Annotated in this window: 15 protein-coding genes; 8 read left to right on the plus strand and 7 right to left on the minus strand. The window is 44.2% G+C overall.

Annotated features, from left to right (window positions below; translation table 11 throughout):
- Positions 1 to 53 precede the first annotated feature (53 nt).
- From pgdS to pgsB, 5 genes are all read right to left on the minus strand, one after another.
- Positions 54 to 1,295, minus strand: a complete 1,242-nt coding sequence (gene pgdS, locus NYE53_RS18060) for a gamma-DL-glutamyl hydrolase (RefSeq protein ID WP_003242751.1) — start codon at positions 1,293 to 1,295, stop codon at positions 54 to 56.
- Between the two features lie 140 nt (positions 1,296 to 1,435).
- On the minus strand, positions 1,436 to 1,603 hold the full coding sequence (gene edmS / locus NYE53_RS18065) for an extrachromosomal elements maintenance protein EdmS (RefSeq protein ID WP_003227896.1): 168 nt from the start codon (positions 1,601 to 1,603) through the stop codon (positions 1,436 to 1,438).
- A 14-nt stretch (positions 1,604 to 1,617) separates the two neighbouring features.
- Entirely contained in the window at positions 1,618 to 2,760 is a 1,143-nt protein-coding gene (pgsA, locus tag NYE53_RS18070; protein ID WP_339246065.1) for a capsular polyglutamate synthetase PgsA, read from the minus strand.
- An 18-nt stretch (positions 2,761 to 2,778) separates the two neighbouring features.
- Positions 2,779 to 3,228 carry a poly-gamma-glutamate biosynthesis protein PgsC gene (gene pgsC, locus NYE53_RS18075; RefSeq protein ID WP_003227889.1) on the minus strand — a complete coding sequence of 150 codons (450 nt, stop codon included), beginning with the start codon at positions 3,226 to 3,228 and terminating at the stop codon, positions 2,779 to 2,781.
- Positions 3,229 to 3,242: 14 nt separating this feature from the next.
- Positions 3,243 to 4,424 carry a poly-gamma-glutamate synthase PgsB gene (gene pgsB, locus NYE53_RS18080; protein ID WP_014478160.1) on the minus strand — a complete coding sequence of 394 codons (1,182 nt, stop codon included), beginning with the start codon at positions 4,422 to 4,424 and terminating at the stop codon, positions 3,243 to 3,245.
- A 783-nt stretch (positions 4,425 to 5,207) separates the two neighbouring features.
- On the opposite strand from pgsB, the gene NYE53_RS18085 reads away from it, so the two are divergent.
- The 8 genes from NYE53_RS18085 (at position 5,208) to NYE53_RS18120 (ending at position 11,930) form a co-directional block, all read left to right on the plus strand.
- Positions 5,208 to 6,188 (plus strand): LacI family DNA-binding transcriptional regulator, encoded by a 981-nt coding sequence (locus NYE53_RS18085; RefSeq protein ID WP_327828460.1) that lies wholly within the window; start codon positions 5,208 to 5,210, stop codon positions 6,186 to 6,188.
- 1 nt (position 6,189) lies between these two features.
- Complete coding sequence (gene rbsK, locus NYE53_RS18090) at positions 6,190 to 7,071, plus strand: ribokinase (protein WP_327828458.1); 882 nt, start codon at positions 6,190 to 6,192, stop codon at positions 7,069 to 7,071.
- Positions 7,068 to 7,463, plus strand: coding sequence for a D-ribose pyranase (gene rbsD / locus NYE53_RS18095; RefSeq protein ID WP_327828457.1), 396 nt, complete (start codon positions 7,068 to 7,070; stop codon positions 7,461 to 7,463). Before rbsK ends, rbsD begins: the two co-directional genes overlap by 4 nt.
- 15 nt (positions 7,464 to 7,478) lie before the next feature.
- Positions 7,479 to 8,960 (plus strand): ribose ABC transporter ATP-binding protein RbsA, encoded by a 1,482-nt coding sequence (gene rbsA / locus NYE53_RS18100; protein ID WP_327830305.1) that lies wholly within the window; start codon positions 7,479 to 7,481, stop codon positions 8,958 to 8,960.
- Position 8,961: 1 nt separating this feature from the next.
- Positions 8,962 to 9,930: a ribose ABC transporter permease RbsC gene (gene rbsC, locus NYE53_RS18105; protein WP_339246073.1), complete on the plus strand. Its 969-nt coding sequence runs from the start codon at positions 8,962 to 8,964 to the stop codon at positions 9,928 to 9,930.
- A gap of 12 nt (positions 9,931 to 9,942) precedes the next feature.
- On the plus strand, positions 9,943 to 10,860 hold the full coding sequence (rbsB, locus tag NYE53_RS18110) for a ribose ABC transporter substrate-binding protein RbsB (RefSeq protein ID WP_024572245.1): 918 nt from the start codon (positions 9,943 to 9,945) through the stop codon (positions 10,858 to 10,860).
- A gap of 81 nt (positions 10,861 to 10,941) precedes the next feature.
- The gene (locus NYE53_RS18115) at positions 10,942 to 11,478 is read left to right on the plus strand and encodes an SH3 domain-containing protein (RefSeq protein ID WP_021480756.1); all 537 of its coding nucleotides are present in this window, start codon (positions 10,942 to 10,944) and stop codon (positions 11,476 to 11,478) included.
- A gap of 155 nt (positions 11,479 to 11,633) precedes the next feature.
- Positions 11,634 to 11,930, plus strand: a complete 297-nt coding sequence (locus NYE53_RS18120; protein WP_327828453.1) for a DUF3892 domain-containing protein — start codon at positions 11,634 to 11,636, stop codon at positions 11,928 to 11,930.
- 39 nt (positions 11,931 to 11,969) lie between these two features.
- Here the strand turns inward: NYE53_RS18120 and NYE53_RS18125 are convergent, their stop codons facing one another.
- Together NYE53_RS18125 and budA are read right to left on the minus strand one after the other, a co-directional pair.
- On the minus strand, positions 11,970 to 12,497 hold the full coding sequence (locus NYE53_RS18125) for an NAD(P)H-dependent oxidoreductase (RefSeq protein ID WP_003242788.1): 528 nt from the start codon (positions 12,495 to 12,497) through the stop codon (positions 11,970 to 11,972).
- 99 nt (positions 12,498 to 12,596) lie between these two features.
- Positions 12,597 to 13,364, minus strand: coding sequence for an acetolactate decarboxylase (budA, locus tag NYE53_RS18130; protein WP_003244457.1), 768 nt, complete (start codon positions 13,362 to 13,364; stop codon positions 12,597 to 12,599).
- Positions 13,365 to 13,422: the final 58 nt, after the last annotated feature.

Consider the following 13,422-nt stretch of genomic DNA (forward strand, 5'->3'; position numbering starts at 1 on the left):
TTTTATGGCTGTCTACTTGACAGGGGTAAGACCAAGATTGGAGTCTTTTTCTTTTATTGCACCCGTATACTTCCTGCGTATTTATCCTTCCAATATGTGCTCGTGTTCATATTGGTGATGGTCACGCCGTTTGATAATGTGACGTGAACAACTTGTCCGTTTCCGATATAGATGGAGGGATTTAAGCTTGTTGATTGAAAGAACACAATGTCTCCCGGCTTCAGGTCCGCCTTCTCAATCTTAGTTCCGGCATTGTACTGGCTTGTTGCGTATCGAGGCAGGGAAATGCCAGCTGCTTTCTGGTATACATATTGGACAAATCCAGCTGTATCAAATCCTGTCTCAGGTGTTACTCCGCCCTGTTTGTAAGGTACTTCTCCGACATAAAGCGTCGCTTCGGAAACAATCGGATTTTCTTTCGGGATTGTCAGGTTGTCAAATCGGCGAATACCCGTCATCTTCGATTTCCAGTAATCCTCTGACAAATAGGAAATGGTTACTTTTTCTGACCGGCTTGCCTGAATGAACCTGCCTGCGCCCGCATAAATGCCTGCATGTGAAATTCCCGTTTTATACGTATTGCTGAAATAGACGACATCACCAGGCTTTATGTTCTGAGGGGCTACCTTCTCGCCCACTGCCCACTGCTGTTCGGCTGATCGCGGCAGATAAATGCCGAGTGCCTGTTGAAACACATATTGCACAAGCCCCGAACAATCAAAGCCCTCTGACGGCGTGCTTCCGCCAAACACATATGGGACACCGATATATTTTTCGGCCTCCTGAACGACAGGAACATCAGCCGTTGCCGGATCGGCAGCGATTCGTCTCGCCCCAATATAAGTTCCGCTCCAATAGCTGCTTTTTTTGTAATTGGTGATGATAACCCCTTTTGACTGTGTACTGTGAACCATTTGGCCGTCTCCGATATAAAGGGCGTCATGTGTCGGAACAGTGCCGGTGCTTCCCTCTTTCTTGAAAAACAAGATATCACCCGGCTTCAGGTTTTCCGGCTTTACAGCTGTTCCGATTTTATACTGGTCGTTTACAGATCTCGGCAGATGAATATCAGCCTTACTGAACACATATTGTATCAATCCTGATGGATCGAAACCCTCTTTCGGCGTTTCCCCGCCATATTTATACTGATATCCAAGCAGGTTTTTTGCTTCGCTGACAATCAATTCTGATGATGTATCAGCTTCTGCAATCTCCGCTTTTGTCATAATTGGAACCAAAAAACAAATGATAACCGCCACAAGCAAAAACTTCTTCCAGTTTGCCAGTGTGTTCACTTTTATTATCTCCTCCTCTTTTTGCAGTTTTAACATCGGTATTTTTTTGAATATGTTAAGAGACTTTTTAATATTTTTACAGAATGAATATGCTGGGCAAATAAAAAGAGAGTGTCTCATCAGACACTCTCTTTTTTGATTTATTTATTGGCGTTTACCGGTTCTTCCTGCTGTTGGATTTTATTCATTTCCATATCAATCTTCTGTTTTTCCTGATCTGTCAGCTGATCATTGAATTTAAAAGCTGACATAAACATGAACACGATGGCTACGGCAACAAACGGCCAGATGGCTTTGACAAATTTCATCTTTATCACTCCGTTTATTTAGATTTTAGTTTGTCACTATGATCAATATCAAACGTAAGTTTTCCGTCTTCTACTTTCCAAGCGAAATTAGAGTCTTTCGTCAGTTCGCGAATAATGGTTTTCTGTTTAAGGCTGTCTTTTTTCACAGGTGCAGGTGTCGCTTCATGGATGTCGATCGGTGTCACTTCAAAGCGGCCTGTTCCATTTTTCTTCAGGTGATACTGAACCAGTGCACTGTCTCTTGTTCTCGTCCAGCCTTGGTCAAAGACAAAGTTGCCGAGGCTGTAGAAAATGACGGTTCCGTTATATACTTCAATCGGTTCTAAGACGTGCGGGTGATGGCCGACGATGATGTCAGCTCCCGCATCAGACATGGCTCTTGCAAGCTGGCGCTGGCGGTCGTTTGGATCATTGTCATACTCTTGGCCCCAGTGTGACTGCACAACAACAATGTCCGCATGTTTTTTCGCTTCTGAAATCATAGGGATGAAGATTTCAGGATCTGCGGGCAGCACGCCCGGCGTATTCTTTTTAGCCGCAAAACCTTTCCCGGACACATCGGTAAAGCCAAGCGTCGCAATCATTACCCCGTTGACTTTCTGGTACGAAATTTTCTTTTTCGCATCACTTAAGCTGTATCCCGCTCCAACGATATCAAGGTTTTGCTTCGCAAATTCTCCAAGCGTATCTTTCATGCCCTGAACGCCGTAATCCATTGCGTGGTTGTTTGCGCTGTTGAGAACCGTGAAATTCATATCCTTCAAGACTTTCACTGATTCCTTATTCGTCTGCAGATGAATCTCTTTATCTGCTTGTTTATAATTCTTTTGATAGGTTACCGGGTTTTCAAAGTTTCCTGCTACATAATCCGAGGCTCTAAAGATCGGTTCAACATATTGAAAAATACTGTCTGCCCCTTTTTGCTCCGTTACTTTTTCAACATAGCGTCCCATCATAATATCGCCTACAAATGAGGCTGAGAGTACGTCGTCAGAATACGTTTTGACCTTCGGCGTTTCCGCTTTTCCCGCCCACATGAAAGCGAACATAAGGACAAAAACGATCGGAATGGCAATAAATACGTGCTTATTGGTTTTCTTTTTTTGCTGTTTTGTCAGCTTTAGCAGCTTTTCATGAAAGCTCAGTTCTTTTTTCATCGTTTGACACACCTTACATTAAATTAAGTAGTAAACAAACATGATAGCAAAGGTCGCTCCGCTCAATAGCAGCGTGCTTCCGAACGTAATGGTTAAACCTTGTTTCTGAATGGTATTGGCAATTAAACCTGGCACGATGATGCCGATTCCTCGAAATTCTGCGATTTCAAATGGTACAATCGGGTATAGAAAATCAAACGCGATTTTTAGGACGATCCCTGTTATCAGCATGGCAGCGAATTTTCTGCGTCCGTACAAAATCATAAATTTGGATAAACCGTATTTCACGATAACATAAGTGAGCAAGCTCACTAGCAAAACAAGTAAAATAAAGACCGGCTGATTAAACACAAGTCCTAAATATCCCGGTACAACAAGTCCTGCCGGCACGATCCCTGTTTTTTCCGCAAAAATTAAACTGAGTAGTACACCTAAAATTAGTGCGATGTATAAATCTGATCCGAACATGTCTGCATTTCCCCCTAGCTTACGAGCTGCTTAACCTTGTATTCGTGGATTTTTTCAATTAAAGGCTCTGCGGCACCATGAATATTGCCGACGCCATATATGACACGGTTGTGCATTCTTTTCTTTAACAATTCCATAATTTCATCTGTTGACTTATACTCTAGATCATGCAGTTTGTCTGCAGGAATTTTGCCTTCTTCGTAGGCTTTTACGATCGGTTCTGTTGTTTCACCGATTAAGATCAGTTCACTTGCTTCAATATAAGGCAATACGTCATTTGCGAATTGCTGTGTCCGATCGACACGGTCTGCGCGGCAGTTCATGATGATGATCGGATCATCGGTCGGGTAACCGATTTCTTTTACACGTTTCCATATATTCAAAGTAGAAGAAGCGTCGTTTGCGGCAAACCCATTAACAAAGTGCCCAGGCTCGCTCGGACTGATCAGCGGAAGAATTCTCATTGCTCCCGGATCTGGCGGCGCATTCAGCATTCCCTTAAATGCTGTTTCTTCGTCAATGCCGAGTGCTTGAGCCACACCCAGCGCCAGAGAAGCGTTATCGGGGAATACCATGTATTCAAATTTACGTAAATACTCATCTGTAATTTTTGAGTTATCAGCAATGATGACTTTTGTGTTTCGTTCTTTTGCTTTTTGTTTAAAGAACTCGGTATATTCACTATCTGTAATGACAAGATGGCCATTATAAGGAATTGTAGCGGTAAACGCTTCTGCAATTTCATCAAGCGTCGGCCCCATGACATCCATATGGTCTTCTAAAACATTCACAATGACGCCGATATTGGCCTGCAGAAGTTCTTCCTGAAAGATGATTTGATAATCTGGGTTAACAGCCATGCATTCACTGACAATCGCGTTAGCCCCTCTATCTACTGTTTCTCTCATGACTTCTTTTTGCTCTCCGATATTCGGCCCCTGAGGTTTCCGTTTAATCGGCTTTTCCTCCGGTGTGTCCCAGTAAATCATTCTTGCATCTGTTCCTGTTGTTTTTCCAACAGTCTTGTAACCGGCTTCTATTAATATTCCGGTTGTCAGCCTTGTCACAGTCGATTTTCCGCGGATGCCGTTAATATTCACCCGAACAGGGAGGGCATCAATGTTTTTCTGATGTCGTCGTTTTTCTAATATTCCGATGACCAGTATGACAGCACAGGCTATAATGAGTAACCACATTGCTTTTCGACATCTCCTTCTATATTGTTGTAAATTCATTCATCAGTATATAGAATCACTATGAATTCTCAATCGGCATTATGTAACATAATCTTCCCTAATCGACTAAGCCAAACTTCTCGTTTGAAAGAGATTTTATACCTACAAAATGTTTTCTATTTTTGGAAAACAGCAGGACTTATACCTTATCACTTTTTTTAAAAATTGATGAGAATGCGCTTTCATTTCTCTCCTGATATCCTTCTGGACGTATAGTCACATCCTGCTGTTTGTATTTAATATGCATTTCAAATCAATCTTTTTTTCAGCCTGTGTTATCAAGCATTTCCTGCTATCATGCGTGTTTCCGGTTCTTATGAACACAAAATAGTTTTATCCTGTTTCTTAAGGACAAGGTCATAATGTCATCCTTTCTGCATGGAATAAGCAATATTAGGCCCATTCCAAAATGACTAAGGAGGTTCGAGATGAAAACGCTAAACATACGAGTCCGAATTCTCTAACATAATTAAACATTTTCTGGGATGATAGTCTTTTCTGTTTCTCACCATTTACAGGTCTAAACGCATGACTTTGAAACAATTTTAATAAAACTTAATATTTGTTCATGAAATCTTCATCCATATTTGTGAAGACTTTGTCAAAAAAAGAGTGAAAACCTTAAATTTTTCAATTATATATACAATTTACAAGTGGATTTCTTTTGATATTTTTATTGCTAACTTCGGATTGTTCATGATAATCTATCTATGTAAACGGTTACATAAACAAGGAGGAGCTGTTTTGGCTACAATTAAAGATGTCGCCGGAGCGGCGGGCGTTTCAGTTGCGACGGTTTCCCGCGTCCTGAATGATAACGGCTATGTACACGAAGAAACGCGAACGCGTGTCATAGCGGCGATGGCGAAGCTGAACTATTACCCGAACGAAGTCGCCAGATCTCTATATAAAAGAGAATCCCGACTGATCGGACTTTTGCTCCCGGATATCACAAACCCTTTCTTCCCCCAGCTTGCCCGCGGTGCGGAGGATGAATTGAACCGGGAAGGCTATCGCCTTATTTTCGGCAACAGTGACGAGGAATTGAAAAAAGAACTTGAATACCTTCAAACCTTTAAGCAAAATCATGTCGCAGGCATTATTGCCGCAACAAATTACCCGGATCTCGAGGAATACAGCGGCATGAATTATCCAGTCGTTTTTCTGGACAGAACACTAGAAGGAGCCCCTTCTGTGTCCAGTGACGGTTATACAGGAGGAAAGTTAGCCGCCAAGGCTATCATTCACGGAAAAAGCCAGCGCATTACACTCTTGAGAGGACCCGCTCACCTGCCGACCGCTCAAGACCGCTTTAACGGCGCTTTGGAAATCTTAAAGCAGGCTGAAGTTGAGTTTCAGGTCATTGAGACAGCTTCATTTTCAATTAAAGATGCACAATCGATGGCGAAGGAGCTGTTTGCCGCTTATCCAGCGACAGATGGTGTGATCGCGAGTAATGATATTCAAGCCGCTGCCGTTTTACATGAAGCATTGCGGCGCGGAAAAAACGTGCCGGAGGACATTCAAATTATCGGCTATGATGACATTCCGCAAAGCGGACTTCTGTTCCCGCCACTTTCTACAATTAAACAGCCTGCATATGATATGGGGAAAGAAGCTGCCAAACTGCTTTTGGGTATCATCAAAAAACAGCCGCTGGCAGAAACGGCAATTCAAATGCCTGTCACCTATATAGGAAGAAAGACGACAAGAAAGGAAGATTAAGATGCGTAATATTTGTGTGATTGGTAGCTGTTCTATGGATTTAGTGGTCACCTCGGACAAACGCCCAAAAGCCGGTGAAACGGTTCTTGGCACGTCATTTCAGACTGTGCCGGGCGGCAAAGGAGCAAATCAGGCCGTTGCCGCAGCCAGACTTGGGGCGCAAGTGTTTATGGTCGGCAAGGTCGGAGACGATCATTATGGAACAGCTATTTTGAATAATCTCAAAGCTAACGGCGTTTGCACTGACTATATGGAACCGGTTACACATACGGAAAGCGGAACCGCTCATATTGTGCTTGCTGAAGGCGACAACAGCATTGTCGTTGTCAAAGGCGCGAACGATGACATCACCCCAGCGTATGCGTTAAATGCGCTCGAACAGATTGAAAAGGTCGATATGGTGCTGATTCAGCAGGAAATCCCAGAAGAAACGGTTGAGGAGGTGTGCAAATACTGCCATTCTCACGATATCCCGATCATGCTAAACCCGGCACCGGCCCGCCCGCTCAAGCAGGAAACAATTGATCACGCCACCTATCTGACGCCGAATGAACACGAGGCTTCGATTTTATTCCCTGAGCTTACCATTTCTGAAGCCCTGGCGCTTTATCCGGCAAAGCTCTTTATTACGGAAGGAAAACAAGGCGTCCGCTATTCGGCTGGCAGCAAAGAGGTGCTCATCCCGTCCTTCCCTGTTGAGCCCGTTGATACAACCGGAGCCGGTGATACGTTTAACGCAGCCTTTGCCGTGGCCCTGGCTGAGGGAAAAGATATTGAAGCCGCATTGCGGTTTGCCAATCGTGCCGCTTCCCTTTCTGTCTGTTCCTTCGGTGCCCAAGGCGGAATGCCGACAAGAAATGAAGTAGAGGAGCTGCTGTCATGAAAAAACACGGTATACTGAACAGCCATCTTGCCAAGATTTTAGCCGATCTTGGCCACACTGATAAAATTGTCATCGCGGATGCCGGACTGCCTGTTCCCGACGGCGTTTTGAAAATTGATCTTTCACTGAAGCCGGGCCTTCCGGCTTTCCAAGATACAGCGGCAGTACTGGCTGAGGAAATGGCGGTCGAAAAAGTCATTGCTGCAGCTGAAATAAAAGCATCCAATCAGGAGAATGCGAGATTTCTAGAAAATCTTTTCTCTGAACAAGAGATTGAATACCTTTCTCATGAGGAGTTTAAGCTGCTGACAAATGAAGCAAAGGCAGTCATAAGAACAGGAGAATTCACACCATATGCCAACTGCATCCTGCAGGCGGGTGTGCTTTTCTAGAAAGGAGGATGAAACATGCAGATTGAAATGAAAGACATTCATAAAGCATTCGGAAAAAACCAGGTGCTGTCAGGCGTTTCCTTTCAGCTCGTGCCTGGCGAGGTACATGCATTGATGGGAGAAAACGGCGCCGGCAAGTCCACGCTTATGAACATTTTGACAGGACTGCACAAAGCAGATAAAGGTCAAATCAGCATAAACGGAAACGAAACGTATTTTTCCAATCCAAAAGAAGCGGAACAGCATGGAATAGCCTTTATCCATCAGGAATTGAATATCTGGCCGGAAATGACCGTTCTTGAGAATCTATTTATCGGTAAAGAGATATCCTCCAAGCTGGGCGTCTTACAAACAAGAAAAATGAAAGCGTTAGCAAAAGAGCAATTTGACAAACTCTCCGTCTCTCTTTCTCTTGATCAAGAAGCCGGCGAATGTTCCGTCGGACAGCAGCAAATGATCGAAATCGCAAAAGCGCTTATGACAAATGCCGAGGTCATCATTATGGATGAACCGACCGCAGCGTTGACTGAACGTGAAATCAGCAAGCTCTTTGAGGTCATTACAGCGTTAAAAAAGAACGGCGTCTCCATTGTCTATATTTCGCATCGCATGGAAGAAATTTTTGCGATTTGCGACAGAATTACCATCATGCGTGACGGAAAAACGGTAGATACAACAAACATCTCAGAAACTGATTTTGATGAAGTCGTCAAAAAAATGGTCGGACGGGAGCTGACTGAACGATATCCAAAACGCACTCCTTCTCTCGGTGACAAAGTATTCGAGGTGAAAAATGCCTCCGTAAAAGGGAGTTTTGAGGATGTCAGCTTCTATGTGCGTTCCGGTGAGATCGTCGGTGTTTCAGGATTAATGGGAGCCGGCCGGACAGAAATGATGAGAGCGCTGTTCGGCGTTGACAGGCTGGACACGGGTGAGATATGGATCGCTGGGAAAAAAACAGCTATTAAGAACCCGCAGGAAGCCGTGAAAAAAGGTCTCGGCTTTATTACAGAGAATCGCAAGGATGAAGGGCTCCTGCTCGACACCTCGATCCGCGAAAATATTGCCCTGCCCAATCTGTCCAGCTTCTCACCAAAGGGTCTCATTGATCATAAGCGGGAGGCTGAATTTGTCGATCTGTTAATCAAACGCCTCACTATCAAAACAGCATCACCGGAAACGCACGCACGCCATTTATCAGGAGGAAACCAGCAAAAAGTGGTGATAGCCAAGTGGATCGGCATCGGACCGAAAGTGCTTATCTTGGATGAGCCAACAAGAGGTGTGGATGTTGGCGCCAAACGAGAGATTTATACGCTGATGAATGAGCTGACCGAACGCGGCGTCGCTATCATCATGGTGTCATCAGAGCTGCCTGAAATTCTGGGAATGAGCGATCGGATTATCGTTGTCCATGAAGGCAGAATCAGCGGAGAAATCCATGCGCGAGAAGCAACACAAGAACGAATTATGACACTTGCCACGGGAGGGCGGTAATATGAAAACGGAACAACTGCAAACAGAACAAAAACGGATTCACTTCGACGGAGTCATGCAAAAACTCGGCCCGTTTCTTGGTTTATTTATTCTCGTTATCATTGTATCTATTTTAAATCCCAGCTTTCTTGAACCGCTGAATATTTTAAACCTGCTTCGCCAGGTCGCCATTAACGGATTAATCGCGTTCGGGATGACCTTTGTCATTTTGACAGGCGGCATTGATCTTTCTGTCGGCGCTATTCTTGCCCTGTCCAGTGCTTTAGTTGCGGGGATGATTGTGTCCGGTGTCGATCCGGTTCTCGCGATCATCCTTGGCTGTATCATTGGTGCCGTACTAGGCATGATCAACGGATTATTGATTACTAAAGGAAAAATGGCACCCTTTATCGCCACGCTTGCGACCATGACTGTGTTTCGCGGACTGACACTAGTGTATACAGATGGAAATCCGATTACCGGACTTGGCACAAACTACGCTTTTCAGATGTTCGGACGCGGTTACTTTTTAGGCACTCCTGTACCGGCGATTACGATGGTTCTTGCCTTTGTCATCCTTTGGGTGCTTCTTCATAAAACACCATTCGGACGCCGAACGTACGCTATTGGCGGCAACGAAAAAGCCGCGCTCATTTCAGGCATCAAAGTGACGCGCGTGAAAGTGATGATCTATTCTTTAGCCGGGCTTTTATCCGCTCTTGCAGGTGCCATATTGACTTCCCGCCTGCATTCGGCCCAGCCGACTGCGGGGGAATCGTACGAACTTGATGCTATCGCGGCAGTCGTCTTAGGAGGGACAAGTCTTTCCGGCGGCCGAGGGCGCATTGTTGGCACGTTAATCGGGGTGCTGATCATCGGCACACTTAATAACGGACTTAATCTGCTTGGCGTCTCATCATTTTATCAGCTGGTTGTCAAAGGGATTGTTATCTTAATTGCGGTATTGTTAGACCGCAAGAAGTCAGCTTAGGAGGGTTTTCACATGAAAAAGGCTGTATCCGTCATTTTAACGTTATCATTATTTTTATTAACCGCCTGTTCGCTTGAGCCTCCCCAATGGGCAAAGCCGTCAAACTCGGGGAACAAAAAGGAATTCACCATTGGCTTGTCCGTCTCAACACTTAATAATCCTTTTTTTGTCTCATTAAAAAAGGGTATCGAAAAAGAAGCTAAAAAACGGGGAATGAAAGTCATCATTGTTGATGCACAAAATGATTCATCGAAACAGACGAGTGACGTGGAAGATTTAATTCAGCAAGGTGTTGATGCATTATTAATCAACCCGACTGATTCTTCGGCGATCTCAACGGCAGTAGAATCTGCAAACGCAGTCGGTGTGCCCGTCGTAACAATCGATCGATCTGCCGAACAAGGAAAAGTTGAAACCCTCGTTGCTTCCGATAATGTAAAAGGCGGTGAAATGGCCGCGGCGTTTATTGCCGACAAACTTGGAAAAGGAGCAAAGGTGGCAGAGCTTGAAGGCGTCCCCGGCGCATCTGCCACACGGGAACGCGGCTCAGGATTCCATAACATCGCAGACCAAAAGCTCCAAGTTGTCACAAAACAATCAGCTGACTTTGACCGCACGAAAGGCCTGACTGTCATGGAAAACCTGTTGCAGGGACATCCTGATATCCAAGCTGTTTTTGCTCACAACGATGAAATGGCGCTCGGTGCTCTCGAGGCAATTAACAGCTCGGGGAAAGACATATTGGTGATCGGTTTTGACGGCAATAAAGATGCGCTCGCTTCCATTAAAGACGGAAAGCTGTCAGCCACCGTCGCTCAGCAGCCTGAATTAATCGGTAAATTGGCTACAGAAGCAGCAGATGATATTTTGCACGGAAAAAAAGTGCAAAAAACAATATCCGCGCCTCTCAAACTAGAAACACAAAAATAATTGTCTGATGTTTAGGAACCTGCGATAACGTGAATAGAGATATAGAATGAATTATTTCTCTTACGTGAGGAGAGGAACGGCATGAACAAACCAACAAAACTATTTTCAACATTAGCACTTGCGGCTGGAATGACTGCGGCTGCTGCTGGCGGCGCTGGAACGATCCATGCCCAACAGCCAGAAACAACGGTAAGCATTGATGATTTATACAGTTATCCGATTGATTCTTATTTGGTATCAGCAGAGGCTCTAAATGTCAGAACGAAGCCTTCCGCATCAAGCCAGAAAGCCGATACGCTGCACTTAGGAGATAGCCTAAAGCTGATTTCCTTCTCAAATGCTGACTGGGCAAAGGTTCAGTATAAAAACGGAAAAATAGGATTTGTATCCACTCATTACATTGTAAAAGCAGCGACAACGGTAAAAACCAAAACAAAAACAAAAGTATATACATCCGCTGATGGAAAGAGCATTAAGACTCTTCCAGCAGACACAAGCGTTTCTTTTTTAGGCTGGAGTAAAACGAATAAAGGCGGTTTTGATTTTGATTGGGTATTCGTTGATTACGGCGGTGCGACAGGTTATATGAAAACAAAGGATTTACACATGACAAAATAACTGAAAGGGATTTCGCATTTATGCGGAATCCCTTTTATTATAAATTGATTTGTCACATTCCCAAGATATTTCTCAGGAAATATTGTCGTATGCTGTGTCGAAACCTTACATGATCATCGACATTTTTGTTCACTCTAAAAAGCGGAGGTGTAAATATGGATCAATTTGAAGCAGCATATGAATCGTATAAAGCCCGGCAAACAACTGTCGACCAGGAAAGTGTTCCATCTGGAAAAGAAGAAATTATTGCGGTTAGAAGAAATGAGGAAGACAATATTATCGCAGTGAAAACCAATACAGGAAGAGAGCTCGACTACCCTACTGCGCTGTCAGAAGCAAAATCAGGAAAACTCGCTCATGTTGATGTCTTCCATAAATACGGGCGTGACATTTTGCGAAGTGAACCGGACGGCATCAAGGAAAATAACCTGTCTGAGCTGCCGGATTTTTAAACTAATACAGCCCTGCCGTATGTTGGACAGGGCTTTCTTTTAAACAAAAGGCTGCTGGATGTATTCGGCTAACCGTTTTGCACTGTGAGAAATATCCTCTGCAGCTGCATAATTCACGCCATAGAACACATATGGAGGCAGATACTTCATGCCGATCAGATTACTCGTGGCCTGAAACGGTTTCAATAGCTCACTGATCGAGTAATGATTTGCTCCGCCCGCTTGATATTTTTCCGCTTCGCTCCCTGTTGATACAGCCAGCATCAGCTCCTTGCCATGCAAGGCATTTCCTTCTGAACCAAAAGCCCAGCCGTAAGTCAGCACAAGATCCTGCCATTTTTTCAAGAGCGGCGGAGAGCTGTACCAATATAGCGGGAATTGAAAGACAATCCGATCGTATTCCTCGCACAGCTGCTGTTCCTTCGCAACATCTATCGCTTCATCCGGGTATTCCTTATAAAGATCCCGTACTGTGATATTGTCATGTTTACTCAATTCCTCAGCCCACGCCTTATTAACAACTGAGGTCTCCATATGAGGATGCACTGCCAAAACCAATATTTTCATCAGACCACACCTTTACTGTTTTGATGTTATTTTATCTAAAATCAGGAAAAGAGCCAAATAAAAAGAAAGCCCTGCTAAAAGGGGCTTTCTTTTTTTCTTTTATTCAGGGCTTCCTTCAGTTGTTTCGATATCTTTCGCAAAATCAGGGTTATCCAGATTCGCATTAAAGAAATCCGCTGTGTTCGGAAGTCTGAGATTCATGTTCATTTTTTGAGAAATCGTAACCGTGCAATCCTCAAGCACATAGTCAAAAACGTGTCCGCCTGAATTGCGTCCTTCGTCAATGAAGTGCAGGTGATAGCCAGAAACGGCGATTCCGTTTGCATAAGCTGGTGTCAAGAAACCTACGATTGTTCCTCTCACGTTGTCGAAGTTGAAAATCGGCTGTGTTTTGACCGCTTCAACCATTGGCACGTAAGGTTTTTCTTGAAGTTCTACCGTTCTTGTCTGCACCTTTTTAAACAATCCGTCAATACGAATTGCATAAAATAAGTTTCTGCTTGGCAGCATGCTGTTGATCTCTTTTTCAAAGTCTTCGCGTGTCATTTTCGCATCAATTTTGTGCGTCATGTCCGGTGTAAAGAACGTAAATGAACAGAACGGAGAACGATCCCCGTTTTGGACCGGTGTCGCAGTTCCGTCTGAACGGAGACGGTAAAATTCGCCGTCAAACCCAATCAGCTCTCCGTCAAGCTTGTTAAAGGTTCCGATACCGAAGTCTCCATATTTCGGAATCTCTGACAGTTCAAAATCTCCGTCATATACTCCGTCTAATAGAGAAGTCATTGTTGATACTTGATAAATCTGGCTCACAGGCTGATCTTTTTGACCACGGCTGAGCACTTGAATGTTGCTTTCTCGTTTCATATTTCCCTTCACTCCTTTTATTTAGTGCTGTTCATAAAACAGTGTCGTGATGCGCAGA

Origin of the sequence: Bacillus sp. FSL R5-0523 (assembly GCF_037975295.1) — a bacterium.
Classification (GTDB): Bacteria; Bacillota; Bacilli; order Bacillales; family Bacillaceae; genus Bacillus; species Bacillus subtilis.